Origin of the sequence: Glaciecola sp. KUL10, from assembly GCF_003203515.1 — a bacterium.
Lineage (GTDB): Bacteria > Pseudomonadota > Gammaproteobacteria > Enterobacterales > Alteromonadaceae > Glaciecola.
In genome coordinates this window covers 156,086-175,841 of record NZ_BGNG01000004.1, presented here as the reverse complement: position 1 = coordinate 175,841, position 19,756 = coordinate 156,086, and the positions used below count along the sequence as shown (strand labels likewise).

Genomic DNA, 19,756 nt, shown 5'->3' with positions numbered 1-19,756 from the left:
TTGACCTAACTTAAAGCTATACTAGATGCTTATTGAAGAAGTCGAGTGTTCTGGTCCATGAAAGTTCAGCATCTTCTGGGCTATAGCGACTGGTGGAATCATTATGAAATCCGTGCTGCGCGCCTTTATACACGTGCGTTATATATTCGGCATTATTGGCTTTCAACACAGCTTCATATGCAGGCCAACTCGCATTTACCCGCTTATCTTGCTCAGCAAAATGAATCATCAAAGGTCCGCGTACTTTAGCTTGAAGCGCTTCATTTGCGGGTGTGCCATAATACGGAACTGCAGCATTGATGGTATCGGGCATTGAGGCTGCTAATAAATTACTAATATACCCACCAAAACAAAAACCAACCACGCCGATCTTTCCCGACGATAGGCTGTGAGATTTTAACCACAAAGCCGCGGCCATAAAATCTTGTTCGATCTTGTTTCGTTCTAAGCTTCGTTGCATTGTTCTGCCTTCATCGTCATTTCCTGGATAACCACCCAAGGGATACAAAGCATCGGGGGCAAATGCAATAAAACCTTTTTTTGCCAATCGTCTTGCTACATCTTTAATGTATGGGTTCAACCCTCGATTCTCATGAACGACCAGCACAACAGGTGCTTTACTTTCTATGTTGCGCGGTAAAACTAAGTACCCTTGTCCTTTTCCGTGCCCGTCAGGGGAATCAAATTCCTCATATGTAGCTTTGATATCTGGGTCGTTAAAGCTGACCTGCTCAGCTTTTGCATAGTTTGGCAAAAGGGCAGAAGATACTGCTGATAGGGTTAATCCAGCAACTGATAATGATGCCATGCGAGACATAAAGGTGCGGCGATTAATATCACCATGAGCATATTCGTCATACCAGTCAAAAGCCTGCTGTGGAATTTGGACATCCTGCGTTTTTTTATTCATTCTTCTACTTGATAAGTTTTTTTATGTATACGCTACGGAAGAGCTTTAAGTTCCAATCTGCTTAGTATTAATTATCCTTTGTTCGCGTAATCAATGCTAAACCCCAGATAGCAAAATATCTTATTTTTAACTTAAGACACTAGGCTAATAGTGGAATGTGGAAAACCTTAGTAAAATAGAAGTATATGAGTTAATCTCGTTAGTGAACTGTATAAACGGGGTTCGAAATGGCCGTATTTTATAGTATTTTGATGTGTGTCAATCTTATCTGTGCTGCATCAATTTTGCTATCTGGCATCAGCAAACAAAAACATCACTTTTCAGCCCTAGCTTTGTTGAATGTTTTACTGTTTGTTTTTCACTGGTTTTGCTTTGAGTTGCTATCTAGTGATGATCTCAATGAAAGCTTACTGATCAGCAAATTTCATCTAACATGCATTATTCTAGGGTTTCCTTTATACGTCTTTATATTTGGTTTATGGACCGACTATAAACACACTAAGTTGGCAACTTCTTTAGCGCTGGGCTTCTCCATTCCTCTAATGTTCTTTAATTTGTGGTCGACGTCGTCGCTTAGATATGGAGAAAATGCACAACTTATAGAATACTCAACTCTGTTCTCAGATACAGCCTATATACTCTCTGGTGATGGCAGTATTTACTATTCCTTCATTCATCTGTGTTACGCAATCGCAACCTTGTTTTTAATAGCATGCGCTGTTCGATTTTATAAACGGGGTCAAGCCGATTTGGCGATAGTCCTCATTCTTACCATTACTTTACAGATTTTTACAAGCTACGTTGGCTATCTCGTAGATCAGCAACGAAGTTCATGGGTTTATATTGGGGGCATACCCATAAGCTTACTATCACTATTTGTGTTAGGTACAATCATTTGTGGCTTTAAACAACAATCCACGAAACTCTATGAGCAACTATTAGAAAAAGAGTCTCTTCACACTATCTTTTCTAAATTAGTATTGATTTCGAATGAAGAGGGTCAGGATAAGTTTTATCAAGAGTCGATTGCCCTGCTATCTGAATATTCTGACGCCGATTATGTTTTATTCGGTCTGATTGATGAAGACCATCCCCAAAAAATAAAAACTAGGGTCGCATTTTATAATAACCAACAGATAGACAACTTTACTTATGAGCGAGAAGGTAGCCCTTGTGAAAATGTATTGTCGTTCGACGCCTGTGTCCATCGGTCAGGCGTGGCCTCTGACTTCCCAAAGGATGTAATGCTCAAGGATGAGGGAATTGAAGCCTACATCGGATATCCAATAGTAGGATTAGATAAGAATGCTATTGGCGTGCTAGTACTCCTTTTTAAGGCCCCATTAAGATCAGAGTTGGCTTTACAAACAGTAACTGATGTCATGGCAACAAGATTGAGTGCCGAATTAAGAAGAGAAATGCTACAAACCGAATTAAGGGCGTCGGCGTACATCGATTACCTGACACAGTTACCCAACCGAATTAAGTTACTCAGGTTTATTAATAAAACCAAAAACGAAGTTACTGCTGAAGAAAATCATGCATTATTATTACTCATTGACCTCGACCATTTCGGCGAAATTAATCGCAAATTTGGCTATGAGGTTGGCGATAAAGTTGTCAAGATTATCGGTGAGCGCTTAAGAAGTTATGCGGCTGATGGTATTTTTATTGCACGATGCAGCGGCGATGAATTTGCCGTGGTAATTTCGAAAGTCAGAACGGATATCTCACAACTTGCACATGTACACTGGACCGCTGTCAAGGCGATAATTAATCAGACCTGCTTGGTCGGTAGCCGCAAAATTAATGTTGGATGCTCAATGGGCGCGGTAGTGTTCCCTTCTCAGTTAAATTCAAACATAGATATTGTTGGCTGCGCTGAACACGCTCTTATGCAAGCTAAAGAACAAGGCCGCAATAAATATACGTTCTTCAATCCATCTTTGTTATCAGAAATGGAGCATGCCAGGGCTATCGAGTCTGACTTAATCAATGCCATAGACGGACAAGATGGACTAGACGTTTATTATCAGCCTAAGGTGAATAGAAATGGAGATATAATTGGAGCGGAAGCTTTACTTCGATGGTTTAGTCAAAAGCGAGGGACGGTAACACCACTTGAATTTATTCCTATTGCAGAGGGCAGCGGTGTCATCCACGCGCTAGGGCAATGGGTGCTGAATCGTGTTTTAAGTGATTTAGGTGAATGGATAAACAACGATGTCAATATCACGCCTATTTCTATTAATGTTACCGCTTCACAATTTGAAGATGATGAGTTTATCGACGCATTAATTACTCAAGTAAAACAATTAGAAATTGCGCCAAATTTGATTGAACTTGAGTTGACTGAATCCGGATTGCTGATTGATAAAAACAAGGCCATTGATACATTGACCAAAGTCCGTGATAGCGGGATAACTATTGCATTAGATGACTTTGGTACTGGCTATTCATCATTATCATATTTGAGCGAGCTGCCATTAGATGTATTAAAAATAGATAAATCATTTGTAGATGGATTGGACAACGAGCGAAACCGAGAATTGGTCAAGGCAATCATTGCCATCAGTGAATCTTTGGATTTAACCAATATAGCAGAAGGAACGGAAACTATTGAGCAGGTCGATTTACTGACTTCATATGGGTGCAAATATTTCCAAGGTTACTATTTTAGCAAGCCTCTCAACAAAGCAGCGTTTGAAACATTGTTAATCAATGAGTCCAAAACTAGTTAATTTGCGTTAAAGGTATCAACATTTAATAACGGTTACCGACCATGAAAAAAACGCTGCTTATTTTGGGCTTTATTCTCGTTTTTATCGCCGCGTTTATTTGGTCATTGCCCGATTCAATCGACGACGATCTGAGCAAACTTGGAAACGGCAAAAAATCAGTTGTGTTTGTATACGACCTAAATCGAGTGGTGAGTAATCAGCAAACAATTGAAATAAACAAAGCCAAAGAACAGACTGAGGAAGAGGTCAACTTTTTGGTAGCCCGTATGGGTTATCCTGCTACCGACGATTTCCAACGAAACTATAAAGCAGAAAGCGCAGAGCTTTTGTTCTTCGATGAGACTGGCGCATTGTTTGAACGCCGATTTGCCCTAGTAAACGCAGAAAGCCTACTAAGTGTTTTGCTTATCACTGACTAATATTTCATGAGTGTCAATATTAGGTTGGTATTGCGTCTCTCTTGCCTTTGAGCGCTCAATCATTCTAACGAGAGTATTGAAGTTTTCCTCAGTATTAACATAGCGGTCTAATACTTTTATGATGTCTTTTTCTGACTTGTGAGTAAGCATAAAGGTTACGCTGTTACGCAGTGGTTTCAGTTTGTTTGTTGATATCTGGATCTCGAGCATGTCAACAAAATCATCGTAACGGTTTTGCAAAAATAGCTTTCTACTTCTGCGGTTAAAATTCCAATCCTCAATACGCTTTATATAAGTCGAAAATACCGTTCCTAAAGCAAACGCAGCTGCGATTGTGAGCAAATCAAAAAACTTGTCTATCGTAATATTTTCTAACTGCTGTGCTGTTTCACTAACCGCGGCATTATTAAACTGCCTAATCATATCTATTTGATTTTTGGCAATCGGATTTGTTCCATTAATTGCCAAGACTTTTCTAAAAGCAACTTCGGCTTCGGCAAGACGATTAGCTTCTTTTAGGGCTAGCCCATAATGTAATATCAAAGGCGCATTGTTTGGATACTCGAGAATATTCTCTTCTAAAAAACTAATCGCTTCATCAATTTCGCCTGCATCAATCATCTGCTGGGCCTCTATCAATGCAATACGAGGTGAGGCGACACCATCAAAACTAGCAAGCAAAAATAAGCAAACGAACAGGGCGCAAATCGGTCTAGTTTTAGATATAAATGACGCAACTAGCATCACGTTATTTCCCTATTACTATCATCACAGCACCTTTTTCTAAAGCAGATAATAGTGCTGCTTGCGAAGTTAAGAGTGCCGCTGAGTCTTCATCGATGACCAAATCTGAGTAACGAGAGCGGTACACTCCTTGCGCTTCGATAATAATTGGCTTGACCGCTATGCGCTGATTTTGAACTGCATCGTCTATGTGTAAATCATATGACACTGGACGTTGGCTGATCTTTCCGCTTACTAAATTTTGCTCTTCTGGATAAATTATTTTACCGTCAGGAGAGCGCAGGCGTGGAATAGTAGCTAATTCAAATTCACTGATCGCTCTGGCGTCAATTAAAATACCCGTGAAATTAGTAGTATCTTCAAATGAGCTTACCGTTTGTTGAAGCTGTTGAAGTACAGTTTCTTTAGGTTGATCATTCAGCAGTTTTAAAAGCTTTTTAGCCACTTTAAGCTGTTCTGCACTGGTGATTGCTAATTCTGCACCTTGTTCTTCTGCTTGTGCACTCGAGATAGGTGAAAGAGCACTTAACATCTCTCCCAACTCTATGTCTGACAATAAATCCAAGGTTTTATTAATAATTTGAGTACTTGCTGATGGCACAGGGGTTTCTTTTGGTAACGCAGGAGTAATTGATTGAATAAATCGGCCATCGAGGGACATGGTCACCGTAATGATAGCCATTCCATTTTCGTATTCATCACTGGTGATAGCTGCGCCTTTGATGAGCGCATTCACACTTGTCTTTACCTTATCATTATCTACGACCATGTCACGGACAAAGGTATCAGATGTGACTTTGACACCATTTACCAATTCAGCGAGATTTCGGTAAGCGTCTATTTGTGCTGCCCGTCTCGCCATCAAACGTTTTTTTGCCTCAGGCATTTTTCCCGTTGCAACACCGTATCCGGTTGCCGAAACCGTGCCTTGACTCCAGTTTATTTCGCCCTTGGCGGTTTTTTTGATAACGTCAGCAGCGAAGGTATCACTTGATAAAAAAAGAGAAGTGATTGTTAGAAAAATGCTGAACAAGCGAAGTGTCATGTTACGTCCTTGTTTTATCAATTGAAACACCAATTGAAGTGATAAGCTTAAGCATCAATGGCTACAAAAGATACAACCAAGCGTCCGATAAGTAAACCATAACAGCAGATATTCAACATCATACTTTGTATATATGGTAGTATCGCGGCGCAAAAAACGCCATGTCACTAGGCGTTTTAACTATTTAAATTGGATATCCACTATACATGCCTGATTCGGTTACTTTTTCATCTCTTGGTCTCAATACATCTCTAGTAGAAGCGACCGAAAAGCTCGGTTATCAAGAGCCCTCACCTATTCAAATTGAAGCCATTCCAGCCGTTTTAAGTGGCAAAGATGTCATGGCAGCAGCTCAAACTGGTACAGGCAAAACAGGCGCTTTTTCACTGCCAATCGCACATTTACTGTGTGACTCAAAGACTCGTCCAAAAGCAAATCATATTAAGGCACTGATTCTCACACCTACTCGAGAATTAGCTGCTCAAGTTGCTGAATCAGTTGCTAATTTTCACCAGTTCACATCTCTCAAATCATGTGTGGCTTTTGGCGGTATTTCAATTAACCCACAGATGAAAAAACTGCGCTCGGGCGTCGATATTCTGATAGCGACCCCAGGACGCTTGCTAGACCTATTTCAGCAAAATGCAGTCAAATTTAACCAACTCGAAATCTTGGTACTTGACGAAGCAGATCGCATGCTAGACATGGGGTTCATCCACGATATTAAACGCATTGCTAAGCTCTTGCCAACTAAACGTCAAAGCTTACTGTTTTCGGCCACGTTCTCAGATGATATCCGCGCTTTGGCGACTCAATTTACGAACAACCCTATTGAAATATCAGTGACGCCGAAAAACTCCACAGCTCCATTAGTTGAGCAAGCAGTAATCCATGTTGAAAAAAGTAATAAAAACAAATTACTAGCAAAATTAATCGACGAGCAAAACTGGCAACAGGTATTGGTATTTTCCCGCACGAAACACGGTGCAAACCGCATTGCTAAGCAACTGACAGCAAAGGGGATTTCTGCCCTTGCGATTCACGGAAACAAGAGCCAAGGTGCTCGGACAAAAGCACTTTCAGAATTTAAAAACAATAGCCTTAGAGTATTAGTCGCAACCGATATCGCTGCGCGAGGTATTGATATTGACGCATTACCTAACGTTATCAATTATGACTTGCCACATGTTCCCGAGGATTATGTACACAGAATTGGTCGCACTGGTCGTGCGGGCGCAACAGGATATGCTGTGAGTTTTGTTACTCGCGAAGATGAAAAGCAGTTAAACGATATTCAAAACCTTATACAAAAGCATATCGATGTTATGAGCGTCGCTGGATTGTCTATCAGTGCACTCCCTCAGAAGCCCTTAAAGATGCCAAAACCGAAAAAGCCTAAGAAAGTTAAAAAACCGAATTTGTCACCTCAATCAAGTGAACAAAATTCAAATAAAAAGCCATCTAGAGCATCTAGACGTCGTCGTTGAAAATAAGCAGTTTACAGTTTAGTCTTAGCTCGTCTTTTATTTACGGTTTTAGGCCCTTGCATGACCATCAACTCGCGCGCGTTTGATGACTGGATTCGAACTCGTTTTTGCGATTTAAATTCAGAACTCGAAGCTTTATATTGGCAACAAGATGACAAAGCTAATGTACTTGGCATAGGCGATGATATAAAGCATACCCTTAAGGAAGAAGGACGTCAGTTGATTGTTCCCTTACTTGACGAAGGCAATACTGATAACGGGTTTGATAATGCTTTTGATTTACTTGGAAACGTCGGATTATATATGGCGGCGTGTCGTCGACACGAAATCACAGAACCCTCTCAGGAAGTGTCCTCTCCACTCATAGAAGCATCAGCTTTAGCCATGCATATTGGCGCGTCTATTGGTGTCACACCTCGCTTCGCTACAGCGCATTTGACCACCCATAATAAAGCTATTAATGGCCGCTATAAATGCTTTACGCATTTAGAGGATGAAGCCATTTTCATTGATTACAATACTAAAGGCATATTGGCATATAAACGCGCAGCTGACGCGATCATTAAAATACAGGCCATCGGAATTTCTCACCCCATCACAGCGGATCTCTTGAGTGCAGCGAAACATGGCTTAAAGGATGTAATTGAATCAAATAAGCTTCTTTTTGCAAAGTTAGATACAGATCGCTTTTTCAATTGCGTCAGACCATATTACAAGCCCTATCGAGTTGGAAAAGAAGTTTACCGCGGGGCGAATGCCGGTGACTTTGCTGGCATCAATGTCCTAGACTTACAACTAGGGCTATGTTTTGCCAACGAGCCTGCTTATTCTCAAATGTTAGTTGATAAGTTTTTATATATGATGCCTGAAGACCAAGACATGCTTCGAGAATGTATGCGCAGAAAAAGTTTAATGGATGAGTTTTTAGAAACAACGCCTGATATGCACGCATCAAATTGGTATCAAAAAAACACGAGCCTATTTCTTGAAGTCTGCAAGCTCCACGGGACCACTGCTATTCAGCATCACAATCAATTGGTCGAACGCTATATTGCAAAACCCTCAGCTAATATTGCCCAGCAACACCTTGATAAAATTACGGCAAGCGGCCCCCCATTATCCGTGTTGTTAGAAGAATTAGAAAAGCTACGAGATCGCAGAGCGGCTCACCAACGCGATGACATCCGCACTCGTTTTGATGATATTAAACAGCTCAAATCTAGGCTTAGTGAGTTTAAAAATGGATGAGCTTCGAAACGATTTTGCGTTGGCTGACACCACGTATTTTCTTAGTCACTCAGTCGGTCGACCTTTAAAATCAGCGGAGTTAGCCTTCAAAGAAAGCTTTTTATCTCCATGGCAACATTCAGGGCTTGAACCATGGGGGGAATGGTTAACGATCATTGAAAAATTTCAAAGCTCACTTGGATTGTTATTCAACGCGCACAGCGCTGAATTTTGCCCGCAAACAAACTTATCCAGCGCGTTAACCAAAATTGTCATGTCACTTGAGGCCCTGCAAAAGAAAAAAGTCGTTGTATTAATGAGCGAAATTGACTTTCCCAGTATGGGATACGCTCTCAAAAAATCCTTGCCTAGCTGTGCTGAACTGAGATTTATAGACAAAGATTTAGATATTACCGACCAAGCTGTTTGGGAACGCCACCTTACCAATGAAATAGACTTAGTATTCGTATCTAACGCCTATTCGAATACAGGGCAGCTTGCGCCAGTGGAAACCATTATCAACCGAGCGCGAGGCTTGGGCGTGATATCGATCTTGGATGTCGCACAATCAGCAGGAATTATTCCGCTAGATTTGAAAGTTGTTGAACCCGATTTCATGATTGGATCTAGTGTAAAATGGCTGTGTGGTGGCCCTGGTGCAGCTTACCTTTGGGTTAACTCTAATATTATTGAACAATGTCAGCCAAGAGATGTTGGTTGGTTCTCGCATGAAAACCCTTTCGAGTTCGATGTTCACAGCTTTCGCTACCATCCAAGCGCAATAAAATTTTGGGGCGGGACGCCCTCTGTTGCGCCCTATGCATTTGCAAGTCACTCGATAAACTATTTTGCGCAGATTGGTAGCCAAATGCTGCGCACGCATAATCAAGAAATGATCGATAAGTTGATCAATTCCTTGGCGCCTTTTGTTGCTTCGCCATTTGCCCCATTGAAAAGAAGCGGAACAGTGATTATGCACTTTGGAAAAGATCAAGAAAAGATCAAAGCAGCCCTAACTCGCGCAAAGATAAGCGTAGATGAACGCATCAATGGTATGCGAGTGTCAGCGCATATATATAACGATTCAGACGAAATTGATAAGTTAATCGAGGAAGTACAAAATATTATTAAGTGATATTAGTACCTGACCTGTCTAAGGGCCACTAACAACCCGAAATTGTCTTCACTATTTCTGGTTCACGAGTGCTTCGTGCAGAAACATATCGAATTTTACAGTTAGCTGGATCAGGTGCATCTGCTAGTCGCACGTCAATGTTACCTAACTGTCCGCCGCAGTTTCCACCAACCCACTCAAAACCCTCATCGTAGTCTACTGCATTGGCAATACCACTTGGGTGAGGACAGGGATACCCGCAACGAAGCGTAATATCATTATCACCCATTTCGATAACAGGATCGGTTGAGCAGTCAGTTTTATTCTCAATTTCAGCTTTGATATTCACCAAGTTTGTTGCCGCCTTCATACTAACCTCCATTTGCTCAAGCGCTGCAATTCGCGCATCAGTTCCGATGTCTAAAAATCGCGGGAGTGCGATAATCGAAAGTATGCCTAAAAGAGTGATAACGATAATCAACTCAATCAGGGTAAATCCTTTTTGTTTCTTAAGCATGCAAACTCCAAAGAGGCCCGTAACAGGGTTTTCATAAAACTTCATAACGTTGATATCGGCCTGAGCTTATTGCAACTTAAGCACCTAATGAACTTTCACTTGAAGTTTTTGGGGACATCAAGCACCAACTTGGTGCAAAATGTTTATTTATTGTGCCTGTGTCGATGTAAAAGAGTAGTTTTGCTGCTAAGCCCATAAGCAAAACTTAGTTTTAGTCCCCGTAATAAGGACATAAGACTATTAAGTTTACTCACTAAAAAGCTTTTTAATACATCCGCTTAAACTACTTATTCATCAATAACTGGAAACACATTGCTAGCACACCAACAAGAAAGCTGTATTTGGAATGTGTTTTGCTTGATTAAACCAGTAAAGATAAAAAAGTGCGTTTACTTTTGAGTTGCCGAAGGAGAAGTGAAAGATGTCATTCGCACATTATCAATCAAATACTAAGCGTTTTATCGACGCAGCCAAACGAGCTGAGCTCACAATATTAGAGCAATTATCTGGCAACTGCGTACTTGTTTCTCATATCTGCGACTTGATACACGAACTTCAAAAGGAACGCGGTGTGAGCAATATTTATATCGCTTCAAAAGGCATTCATTTTTCTTTACGTCGCCCGCGACAAATAGAACAAACACAAAAAACCCAAGACTTACTCGTTAATCTATTGGATGAATTGTTTGTAGAAAAACAATACTCGGCACATTCACACCGTTTTTTAAACAAAATAGCCTTGGCCCTTCAGGGTATTGATAGTCTGAGCGAATTACGAATGCGTGTGGCAAAACACAAAATGTCCGCGCTTGCATCTACTCAAGCATATTGCAGATTAATAGATAGCCTCTTGGAAATTATTTTTGAAGCTGCTGATGTATCAAGTGATCCAAGTATTACGAGTGAATTGATCGCATTATTCAATTTCATCCAAGGCAAAGAGTTTGCGGGTCAAGAAAGAGCTTGGGGAGCAATTGGGTTTGCTGAAACGCACTTTACCAAAACACTTTGCCATCGCTTGACTCAACTTCAAACCGCTCAAAATAATAGTTTTGCCGTGTTTACTGATTACGCCCAATTAAGCGATATCAAAAAATGGGAAGAATTGCAGACTAGCGAGGAATATCAGGAGTTGTCTCAACTCAGAGATATGATTAAAAAGCTGGAGGATGGCGCACCAATAGCAAGCGAAATCAGTGAAGTGTGGTATCACGTTTGTACGAAGCGTATAGATAAGATTCACTTAATCGAGCAAACCTTATGTCACAATCTTCTCGACAAAGCTAAAACGTTAATTAAGCAGGCAAAAGTAAGGCTCAATGAACATCGTCAAATGTCAGAATTTTATGAAACAACTGGCACGCCATACACGTTGCTATTTGATAAGTCATTGCCAGGCTTAATCGGAAGCGAGAGTAAAGCAGACTCGATAGACTATGAAAAAACCTTAAAGCCCGCTCAAATAGATCCCCTTTCTTCACATAATTCTCTATACGAACTATTAAAGTCGCAATCCCAAAAGATCGATCAAATCAATGAAGAACTAGCCCTTGCTCGCAATCAACTTGCAGAACAAAAGCTAGTAAATAGAGCCAAGTTAATGGTCATGCAACAACTAAACCTAACAGAAGACCAAGCTCATCAACGCCTGCGCAGCACTGCCATGAAAAAACGCATTCATATAGCTGAAGTTGCCGAGCATGTGTTGAAGGTATCTATTCCTGTAGAGTAAGTTTGCACTAAAAATCACACTCAGTGTCAAGCATATTGAACCGTGCAAGCTCTATAGTATCGTCTCCTAAGATAGCCACATTATACACTTCAGGAGATTCAGTCATTCTCCGAGCCGCAATAGCACTGATTCTCTGAAATGAATCGCTTAATAGTCGACCATTGCCAAGAGACTCTAGACGGGGGTTATAAGGGTTTTCCGAATCAGTGAGATTCATATAACGAATGAGTGATATATCCATTCCATCGCCATTGAACGGCATATTTCCTATAACAATAGAAGCCCCCCCGCCATCACCTGAGACATAAAGAACAGCTCCAGATGTAAATGGGTCGTCGGTGATAAATTCTGGTGTATGATCAAGATAATCAGGGTCTAAGAAAATACCACTTGAATAATAATCCACTTCAAAAAGGCCAGGAGCACTGACGCCTTTATCTGTAAAGATCGATAAACCTAAAATTTTGCTACTATCCTCACCTATGTTAGGCATTATTACACCGTTTCGTTCGTATGAAGCACCACTTGTTCCGGGTTCAAAAACAATCTGACTAGCATTCCTAGTGAAAACATTGTTACTAGGGGAAAATGAATTTCCGTCTTTTCCTTGCACATATATCTCATACATTCCACCGTTGATTGCGCTAACGCCGTAGACTGAATAACTTCGGTCTATATCATTCAAATCTGTCTCAACATTGATCAACAAAGAACCGGAGCTATCTCCTATTTCTTTGTGAATATTTAGAACCCTTTGATTTTCAGATAAACCATCAAGTGAAATTCTACTGAATTGAATGTCGTTAGCAGAGTAATCCAATCGCGTAATTGCGTGCCCAACCGCGGGAGGTTCGCCAAAGCTCACAGCCCAATCAATATCGTTCTCATAAGCATAAAGCTTATCTCCAATAGCAAAAAAGGATGAAAAACGAGACCCATAGGGATACTCAGGGTCTCTTTCACTCGACGGAGTACTGGGTTGTAACATCCCCACAATTGGCACCTCAAAATAATTCATATTTTGACTAAGCACAGATTGAGCTTGAATTTTGTGTACTGAAATTTCCGATACCGTTCCTAGGGCAGAACCACTGGATGTAATTGCAAATGCGATGCTATCGCCCATGACAGTATAGTCATATAAATCTGCAATAAACCCAAAGCGTGTCAATGTAGAATCAAGAACACCCACACCTGACCTTCCCTGATACATAGTGTCAAATATTACATCGCCCGATTCAGTTAATGTTGCTCGTGCGCCAATGTCTAAAAAATTAGGTGTAGAAAAGATAATGCTATCAATATCTAATTGAGGTGCAAAACAAACATCCGTGTCAGGCGAAGGCTCCTCTGGGTCTGGGCTACTCGGTGGAGTTGGACTAATTGGTTCATCAGGCAGAAAAACCTCTTCTTCGCCGCCACCACAAGCACTCAATAAAAGTGCAACAGATGCAAGTATTAAAATATAATGTTTCAAAATGGCCCCCTATTTAAGCTCGCTTAATTATTAATTTCTCTGCTTATTTTTAGGGTGTGGCGAGCGACCTTCATCTCTCATTTTTTTACAAAAAATTTTGTATTAATAACGTTGCAAATATTCGTTGCGAACATTATTTGGCAACTGACATTAAACGACAGCAGCCCACTTGCTAGTGCCACCTAGCGGTATTCAAGTACCGCAATACGTCACATAGCCATCGTTAAACTTCGTATCTGCGGGATATAAATACTTGAGATCGTTTGGCAAATTAAAAGGGGTTTGTAGATTCTCTAATAAAGCATAAAAGGGCGAAAAATCGCTTTTTATCGTCGCAGCATCCAATGCCTCTTCAACCAAATGATTTCGCGGGATAACTGCTGGGTTTACTTCATTGAACGATTCAAATTTACTCATCGTCAATCTCTCCCTTTTACTAAGCCAATCATTAAGCTTTGTTTCGTCTTTAAACAGTTTAAATAAATGTTTGTCTTTGCTTTTGATGTGTTGCTCTAGATGCCAATGTGCCAGCGTCCAATCGACACCTTGTGTTTGCAAAAGCTCATACCATTCCTTTATTACTCCATCTAGCTCACTGTCAGACGCTGTCGCTGATAAGCCTAGTTTTTCGCTCATTTTGATTCGAATCGCTAGCTCGTATTTTTCGGAGAAACTCTGAACCACCTTAGTCGCTAGTTCGATTGCTTTTTCTTTGTCTTCATCAATAAGTGGAAGTAAAGTTTCAGCGAGGCGCGAGATGTTCCATAGCGTTACGCCCGGTTGATTGCTATAGGCATAGCGACTGTTTCTATCTATTGAACTAAACACCGTATTTGGGTCATAAGTATCCATAAATGCACACGGACCAAAATCGATAGTTTCTGCACTGATGAGCATATTATCCGTATTCATTACGCCATGGATAAAGCCTACACCCATCCAGCTCGCAACAAGTTTTGCTTGAGCATCAATAACAGCATCAAGTAAAGACAATGCAGGTGTTGCAGAACTTAATAGATGAGGGTAGTGGCGCTGAATACAAAACTGAACCAGTTTTTCGACCACGTCATATTGGTCACGCGCGGCGAAAAACTGGAAAGTTCCGATTCTAATATGACTGCTTGCTGTTCTTGCTAGTACCGCACCGGGCTGAGGTGGATCTCGATACACAACTTCGCCTGTACTGACCACGGCAAGTGAACGCGTGCTTGGAATATTCAAGGCATGCATTGCCTCTGCTATAAGTACTTCTCGTAGCATCGGGCCAAGTGCAGCCTTGCCATCGCCGCCGCGAGAAAATGGGGTCGGTCCTGAGCCTTTTAAATCTAGCTCAGTAAGTTTACCACTGTCTAATTCCAATTCACCCAGTATCATAGCTCGCCCATCGCCTAACTGGGGATTGAAGTGTCCAAACTGGTGGCCTGCATAGGCTTGAGCTATAGGTTTGGCATCTTCAGGTAATTGTTGGCCTGCGAATAGCTTTGCCAACTCTGCATCACTCTCAGGCCAACTCGCCTTTAATTCATTTGCGTATTGTTGGTTAAAATAAACTAATTGTGGATCTGCAAAGCGAAGCGCTTCGGCGTCGACATAGCAATCTGGCAGCGAATTTACAAATGATTGTTGAAAGCCAATTTTTGATGACATTTATTAAAATACACTCAAGGGTTAATTGTTTGTGATAGTGGTTTGCACAAGGTTTGTTGTCAAATTTAGATATCACTCATCGCCATGACCAACTCAATCCTGCTAACAAACGCGTTCTATCTTCAATCGCATCGTAACGAACAAACCAGTTTGTTTGCTCGCCCAAGATACTCGGCATTAGGGTTCCACTGAGTTCACCAGAAAAACCGGGGCCAGTGCCCAAGAAGTCTTCGGTTAGTTCAGCCCGCGGCCCAAATCCATCAGATACGTAGGAGAAGTGTGCAAAATACTCCAAAGGGTATTTGCTGATAGTCCACTCTCCTTCTGCACCCATTACAGTTTTGAGTCGTCCACTGTCGAGCTTTGTGACGATTTCAGCAAATAATGTGCTGTTTTCTGACCATTGATGCCGCAACTCACTTCGTAAAAAATTGGATTGAGTCATGCGTTCTGCGCTGACTTCAAAGCTCCATTTTTCCGATAAATCACCTGAATATTCAAGTTCAAAGTAATCCGCCTTACTTGGCAAATCTAAAGCGCTTTTGGCATTGACTGATTTGAGCTGACCAAGCACCAGTTAGTTCTATCCGTCCATTTTGCAAATTACTTACCTGCCTTAAGCCCTTGATCCAGCCATCTTTCGATAAACCAGAAGAAGATACTCGTCCTTTATAAGTGGGGATAATCCCTATTTCAGTCTTGCCGTTGTCTGTCTCACGACGCAAATATAATCTGCGCAGATAAAAGTAATCGGCAGCACCATCATCCAAAGTGTTGTGACTTGAACCAAAGTCATCGCCAGTAACCGCGAAGGTATTGACGCTCCAAAGTGAATCAAACTTGTATTGTGCATAATGCCTGACACGGTATTGATATCGAACATCTCGAGAAGAACGATCGTCAACGCGAGTTTGTAAATCTAAACGCTGCGTAAATACATCGTTTTGGGCTAGCGATGCACGTGCGTAGCACATCGCTAGAATAGTGATAACCACACAAAGTGTAGTTGGTTTGTTTGACATGAAAGCCACTTATTCACCACAATTAATTAGAATTTATACATATTATTCAGCGAATTAGACCATTCTAACAATCGCTATATCAATGCTTAATTAAAACTCAGTTAGTGAGTAATCACCCCAAAATATTCCCCAAAGAAAATAACAATTTCGATCGCAATCAAAATAATGATGATCCACTCCAAAAATGAAGAATGTTTGTGATTCTGCTCAGCCGCCAGCATGTCAAATAGGTCTTGAATGGTCTGCAATTTCAAGTTCAAAATTTCGATTCTCGGGTTTAGTTCAAGGTACTTACCTAGTGCTGTATACAAATGTTCAAATGCTGGAAAATCCCAAAAATATTCAGGTGTATCTAGTAAGTTGTAGTGCAACAGAATATCGGTTTTTGTTTGAAACAACTCTCCCCGTAACATTGCCAACTGTTTTCTGTTAAGCGCTATTTTGCCTGTCTTGGCTAGCATCTTTGTGAGATGCTGGTTGCTGCTAATCGTTTTTTCGGCAATCTCTTCATAGTGCTGAAGCTTTGCAGATTGTGCAAATGCATGACTCAAGGCCAATAAAGTATTGGTTTGATAATCGGGTATGCTTAGCGTGTCATTAACGACAAGGATTTGGGCACTTGATGTTTCAGCTTTTTGAAATTCGTAAGTATCAATCTGATCATCATGTACTTTAAGCGCTAATGTTTTGAGTTCTTTTAAGTACTCTGCCTTTTTATCGGGGTTAACACCCCAAAACACGACAACACCATAGTTAAAAGCAAACATTTGGCCTTTTGGCATATCGATGTGCAAAGCATCTCTGTATTGCTGAACCATATAGCGTCTTGCAAACTGCTTTTGCACACGTTTTAAATCTAATTTATCGGCAAAATCGATAATGGCGATTTGCTTGTCGAAGAAACTCATTTTACAGCTCCTTTTCTAATGCCATGCGCTTAATCACAAGGCATGTTTTTAATTTGCTCTTTCCGAAAATAGAAAGTTTGGCAAAGTCTTCTTTTATAATCGGCACGTGTTGATAGTCCAACTCACTAGTTTGGTACAAGCTTTGTTCTTCCAACAATGATGAATCAGCGCTTATGCCCTCAAAACTCGCATCAGGGTCATGAAAATATAAAAACGTCTGGTCAATATGGGTAATTGCGACCCAATGAGGTGCTTTTTTGTGATCAAACTGGTAAGTGCTAATTAAGCAAATAACCGCATGTCCATTTGCCAATGCATCAGCGATATCTTCCAGTTGATACTCGCGATTGTGCACCTCGATTTGATATTGCTTGGCGCGCTCAAAAAACTGATTATCGACAACTTGTAAAATCGACTTTTTATGCCCGCTGCGCACACCGTCAATAAATAAATCAGATGTTTGGTTTACGAAAACCTCCGCTTCAACACCCAGCTCTTTGGCCGCCAAGGCCAAACCAACTGGATGGCAACCTGCGTGCCCAGAGGTCATAAAAACCGTGTTTGCCTGCCGCCATATATCTAATTCTTGTTCGACCGAACACTTTAATGATGGCTCTAAAGATTTAAGCGCCATCATTAAAGCTGCAGGGCCACAGCTAAAATCAGTAGATTGCTGATACCAAGGGTATGCAGGCAAGCGAGCTTGGACAGCATCTGGATGTAATGATTTTTGAAGCCTTAATGCATGGGTTCCATCTTGGTAATAGTGCTTGTAAATGCCAAATTGTCGGTATCCCAAACGCTTGTAAAGGGCAATCGCTGTCATGTTGGTTTCAGCAACTTCTAAGCGCATAAAAAGCCTTTGCTTTGAAAGCGCTAGCTGTTCTAAATGTGCAAGCAAGTCACTGGCAATACCTTGACCACGATATTCGCTATCAATAGCTAAGGAGTATAAACGTGCTGAGCGCGTTGCTTTTCGCAATATCACCAAACCATAGCCGCAAATAAATTCATGACTTTGCGCAATCACAAAAATGCCGTTACTAGCTTGCACCCAATGCTTGAATCGACGCTTTGACAAGCGGTCACTTTCAAAACACTTAGTTTCAAGCGCAACAAGCGATGCGATGTCCGACAAATTGGCAAGGCGATATTCCACAGCGTCCGAATTCATGCTGTCAACGCGCTCCGCTAAGCTAGCAGTCACCTATCGAATCCTCGCTTCAAGGCGATTAACAAACTCCTGCATAATGATCATATAAAGCTCTTTACCTAAATATTTGTCTTCAATTTTTGACTCAATACTGGGGTTATCATTGACCTCGATGACGTAAACCTTGCCGTTGGCCTGTTTAATATCAACCCCATATAAGCCCTTGCCTATGATCCCACTCGCCTTGATAGCCGCATCTAAAACAGATTTAGGCACTTCAAAAGTCGGCAAGGTATCAAACCCACCCGAACTGTCTTTACTAGAGGCGTGGTTATAGATTTGCCAATGCCCTCGCGCCATAAAGTAACGACAGGCATAAATTGGTTTTCCGTTAAGCACACCAATGCGCCAGTCAAATTCAGTAAAAATGTACTCTTGAACCAATACCAAGGCTGATTGAGCAAGCATTTCATTCAAGCGAGTTTGCAGTTCATCAAGGTCATTGACCTTATACACCCCCAAAGAAAAAGAGCTTTCTGGTAGCTTTAACACCATCGGAAAGCCAAACTTTTCAGACAACGACACACAGGTTTCAAGCGAGCTTTCATAAACAAAGTCACTTTTAGGAACAGGGACTTTGTGATAGCTAAACGCGTCTTGCAAAAACACCTTGTTACAGCACTTTAAAATGCTATTTGCATCGTCAATCACCACTAAACCTTCTCGCTCAGCTTTGCGGGCCAAGTGATAAGTAGGATGATTGATCGCTGTAGTCTCGCGAATAAATAGAGCATCAAAATGGCTAATGTTAGCGGCTTGGTTGCTGTCGATAACTTGCGCATTGATCCCCACTTTTTTCGCGGCCTGTACAAAGTGTTTAATGGCTTTTTTATCGCTAGGTGGCGTCGCTTCCGAATCGTTACACAAAATAGCCATGTCCCAACGCGTAGACTTTTTCATCGTACGTTTTATCCATGTTTTTTGAATATGACTTTGTAAGGCTTTGCCAAAAAAGTCGCGCGCTTTAGCAGTTACATCCCGCCAATCTAGAGGCTTCACGATCAACGTGCTTGCATTAGCTTGCTTGTGAACAAGGATCTGCAGACAAGGAGACGCAAAGTGTTCAAAAGCAAATTTTGCAATGCCTTTGAACGCACCATCAAAGGTAAGACCAAAGAATACCTCACAGCTCGCACCCTCTATTACTTGATCACTCAATGATTTAGGCAGAGTCAAAGTAGCCACTTGCAAAGACTGGTCGTCGCTTTCAATGATCAAGTCATTAATTGTATTCACGCTAGGTAAGACTTTGTGCTGCCTTGCTTCTGCTAGTAAAGAACAATAGTACCCCTTGCTCAAGTACTTGCTGCTTTCGCATAAGTTAATAACACGCGTCTTCCGCTCCCCTAATTTAGGGTAATCAGCAAGATAGGTTTCAAAGTCAATTACCGTCGCTGGCAAATCAACATCTGGCATTTCATCAATGCTATCTACAACAATCAAAGTGTTCATTTTTGTCGCGTCCAAATCCTGTTTTATACCAATAAAACAAGGGTGAAATTTGCGCGAAATATAGGCTCAAAGTGTGGAACTAGCAATCAAATAAGGTGGCG

17 protein-coding genes are annotated in these 19,756 nt (G+C 41.2%); 6 read left to right on the top strand and 11 right to left on the bottom strand.

The annotated features are described in order from the left end of the window. Nucleotides 1-16: 16 nt before the first annotated feature. Nucleotides 17-910: a dienelactone hydrolase family protein gene (locus KUL10_RS08890; protein WP_110428565.1), complete on the bottom strand. Its 894-nt coding sequence runs from the start codon at nucleotides 908-910 to the stop codon at nucleotides 17-19. Nucleotides 911-1,137: 227 nt separating this feature from the next. Here KUL10_RS08890 and KUL10_RS08885 point away from each other — a divergent pair, with 227 nt between their 5' ends. Further along, the gene (locus KUL10_RS08885) at nucleotides 1,138-3,651 is read left to right on the top strand and encodes a bifunctional diguanylate cyclase/phosphodiesterase (protein WP_110428564.1); all 2,514 of its coding nucleotides are present in this window, start codon (nucleotides 1,138-1,140) and stop codon (nucleotides 3,649-3,651) included. Nucleotides 3,652-3,692: 41 nt separating this feature from the next. Further along, nucleotides 3,693-4,070 (top strand): hypothetical protein, encoded by a 378-nt coding sequence (locus KUL10_RS08880; protein WP_110428563.1) that lies wholly within the window; start codon nucleotides 3,693-3,695, stop codon nucleotides 4,068-4,070. Here the strand turns inward: KUL10_RS08880 and KUL10_RS08875 are convergent. After that, nucleotides 4,044-4,814, bottom strand: a complete 771-nt coding sequence (locus tag KUL10_RS08875; RefSeq protein WP_146216769.1) for a M48 family metallopeptidase — start codon at nucleotides 4,812-4,814, stop codon at nucleotides 4,044-4,046. The genes KUL10_RS08880 and KUL10_RS08875 overlap by 27 nt on opposite strands. Before the next feature lie 4 nt (nucleotides 4,815-4,818). Next, nucleotides 4,819-5,859: an LPP20 family lipoprotein gene (locus tag KUL10_RS08870; protein ID WP_110428561.1), complete on the bottom strand. Its 1,041-nt coding sequence runs from the start codon at nucleotides 5,857-5,859 to the stop codon at nucleotides 4,819-4,821. A 206-nt stretch (nucleotides 5,860-6,065) separates the two neighbouring features. On the opposite strand from KUL10_RS08870, the gene KUL10_RS08865 reads away from it, so the two are divergent. The 3 genes from KUL10_RS08865 to KUL10_RS08855 are packed head-to-tail and all read left to right on the top strand — an operon-like array spanning nucleotide 6,066 to nucleotide 9,708. Then, the gene (locus tag KUL10_RS08865) at nucleotides 6,066-7,346 is read left to right on the top strand and encodes a DEAD/DEAH box helicase (RefSeq protein ID WP_110428560.1); all 1,281 of its coding nucleotides are present in this window, start codon (nucleotides 6,066-6,068) and stop codon (nucleotides 7,344-7,346) included. A 60-nt stretch (nucleotides 7,347-7,406) separates the two neighbouring features. Continuing rightward, on the top strand, nucleotides 7,407-8,594 hold the full coding sequence (locus tag KUL10_RS08860; RefSeq protein ID WP_110428559.1) for a monodechloroaminopyrrolnitrin synthase PrnB family protein: 1,188 nt from the start codon (nucleotides 7,407-7,409) through the stop codon (nucleotides 8,592-8,594). Then, nucleotides 8,587-9,708, top strand: a complete 1,122-nt coding sequence (locus tag KUL10_RS08855; RefSeq protein WP_110428558.1) for an aminotransferase class V-fold PLP-dependent enzyme — start codon at nucleotides 8,587-8,589, stop codon at nucleotides 9,706-9,708. Before KUL10_RS08860 ends, KUL10_RS08855 begins: the two co-directional genes overlap by 8 nt. A gap of 28 nt (nucleotides 9,709-9,736) precedes the next feature. Here the strand turns inward: KUL10_RS08855 and KUL10_RS18965 are convergent, their stop codons facing one another. After that, nucleotides 9,737-10,204: a type IV pilin protein gene (locus KUL10_RS18965; protein ID WP_158525350.1), complete on the bottom strand. Its 468-nt coding sequence runs from the start codon at nucleotides 10,202-10,204 to the stop codon at nucleotides 9,737-9,739. A gap of 421 nt (nucleotides 10,205-10,625) precedes the next feature. Between KUL10_RS18965 and KUL10_RS08845 the strand changes: the two genes are divergently transcribed. Further along, the gene (locus KUL10_RS08845) at nucleotides 10,626-11,936 is read left to right on the top strand and encodes a nitrate regulatory protein (RefSeq protein WP_110428556.1); all 1,311 of its coding nucleotides are present in this window, start codon (nucleotides 10,626-10,628) and stop codon (nucleotides 11,934-11,936) included. Nucleotides 11,937-11,943: 7 nt separating this feature from the next. Here the strand turns inward: KUL10_RS08845 and KUL10_RS08840 are convergent, their stop codons facing one another. The 7 genes from KUL10_RS08840 to KUL10_RS08810 form a co-directional block, all read right to left on the bottom strand. Further along, nucleotides 11,944-13,413 carry a hypothetical protein gene (locus KUL10_RS08840; protein WP_110428555.1) on the bottom strand — a complete coding sequence of 490 codons (1,470 nt, stop codon included), beginning with the start codon at nucleotides 13,411-13,413 and terminating at the stop codon, nucleotides 11,944-11,946. Between the two features lie 192 nt (nucleotides 13,414-13,605). Then, the gene (locus KUL10_RS08835; RefSeq protein ID WP_110428554.1) at nucleotides 13,606-15,060 is read right to left on the bottom strand and encodes a YdiU family protein; all 1,455 of its coding nucleotides are present in this window, start codon (nucleotides 15,058-15,060) and stop codon (nucleotides 13,606-13,608) included. Between the two features lie 76 nt (nucleotides 15,061-15,136). Continuing rightward, nucleotides 15,137-15,589 (bottom strand): hypothetical protein, encoded by a 453-nt coding sequence (locus tag KUL10_RS08830; RefSeq protein WP_110428553.1) that lies wholly within the window; start codon nucleotides 15,587-15,589, stop codon nucleotides 15,137-15,139. Continuing rightward, nucleotides 15,579-16,082, bottom strand: coding sequence for a hypothetical protein (locus tag KUL10_RS08825; protein WP_110428552.1), 504 nt, complete (start codon nucleotides 16,080-16,082; stop codon nucleotides 15,579-15,581). Before KUL10_RS08825 ends, KUL10_RS08830 begins: the two co-directional genes overlap by 11 nt. Before the next feature lie 101 nt (nucleotides 16,083-16,183). After that, on the bottom strand, nucleotides 16,184-16,990 hold the full coding sequence (locus KUL10_RS08820; RefSeq protein ID WP_110428551.1) for an RMD1 family protein: 807 nt from the start codon (nucleotides 16,988-16,990) through the stop codon (nucleotides 16,184-16,186). 1 nt (nucleotide 16,991) lies between these two features. Further along, the gene (locus tag KUL10_RS08815; protein WP_233499763.1) at nucleotides 16,992-18,197 is read right to left on the bottom strand and encodes a GNAT family N-acetyltransferase/peptidase C39 family protein; all 1,206 of its coding nucleotides are present in this window, start codon (nucleotides 18,195-18,197) and stop codon (nucleotides 16,992-16,994) included. Beyond that, on the bottom strand, nucleotides 18,198-19,655 hold the full coding sequence (locus KUL10_RS08810; RefSeq protein ID WP_110428550.1) for a RimK family protein: 1,458 nt from the start codon (nucleotides 19,653-19,655) through the stop codon (nucleotides 18,198-18,200). Nucleotides 19,656-19,756 lie beyond the last annotated feature (101 nt).

Excerpts from the sequence above, each read along its gene's own strand:
- KUL10_RS08855 (WP_110428558.1), top strand. The coding sequence starts at position 8,587 with ATGGATGAGCTTCGAAACGATTTTGCGTTGGCTGACACCACGTATTTT.
- KUL10_RS08860 (WP_110428559.1), top strand. The coding sequence starts at position 7,407 with ATGACCATCAACTCGCGCGCGTTTGATGACTGGATTCGAACTCGTTTT.
- KUL10_RS08820 (WP_110428551.1), bottom strand. The coding sequence starts at position 16,990 with ATGAGTTTCTTCGACAAGCAAATCGCCATTATCGATTTTGCCGATAAA.
- KUL10_RS08835 (WP_110428554.1), bottom strand. The coding sequence starts at position 15,060 with ATGTCATCAAAAATTGGCTTTCAACAATCATTTGTAAATTCGCTGCCA.
- KUL10_RS18965 (WP_158525350.1), bottom strand. The coding sequence starts at position 10,204 with ATGCTTAAGAAACAAAAAGGATTTACCCTGATTGAGTTGATTATCGTT.
- KUL10_RS08845 (WP_110428556.1), top strand. The coding sequence starts at position 10,626 with ATGTCATTCGCACATTATCAATCAAATACTAAGCGTTTTATCGACGCA.
- KUL10_RS08825 (WP_110428552.1), bottom strand. The coding sequence starts at position 16,082 with ATGTCAAACAAACCAACTACACTTTGTGTGGTTATCACTATTCTAGCG.
- KUL10_RS08810 (WP_110428550.1), bottom strand. The coding sequence starts at position 19,655 with ATGAACACTTTGATTGTTGTAGATAGCATTGATGAAATGCCAGATGTT.
- KUL10_RS08875 (WP_146216769.1), bottom strand. The coding sequence starts at position 4,814 with ATGCTAGTTGCGTCATTTATATCTAAAACTAGACCGATTTGCGCCCTG.
- KUL10_RS08870 (WP_110428561.1), bottom strand. The coding sequence starts at position 5,859 with ATGACACTTCGCTTGTTCAGCATTTTTCTAACAATCACTTCTCTTTTT.
- KUL10_RS08885 (WP_110428564.1), top strand. The coding sequence starts at position 1,138 with ATGGCCGTATTTTATAGTATTTTGATGTGTGTCAATCTTATCTGTGCT.
- KUL10_RS08865 (WP_110428560.1), top strand. The coding sequence starts at position 6,066 with ATGCCTGATTCGGTTACTTTTTCATCTCTTGGTCTCAATACATCTCTA.
- KUL10_RS08880 (WP_110428563.1), top strand. The coding sequence starts at position 3,693 with ATGAAAAAAACGCTGCTTATTTTGGGCTTTATTCTCGTTTTTATCGCC.
- KUL10_RS08890 (WP_110428565.1), bottom strand. The coding sequence starts at position 910 with ATGAATAAAAAAACGCAGGATGTCCAAATTCCACAGCAGGCTTTTGAC.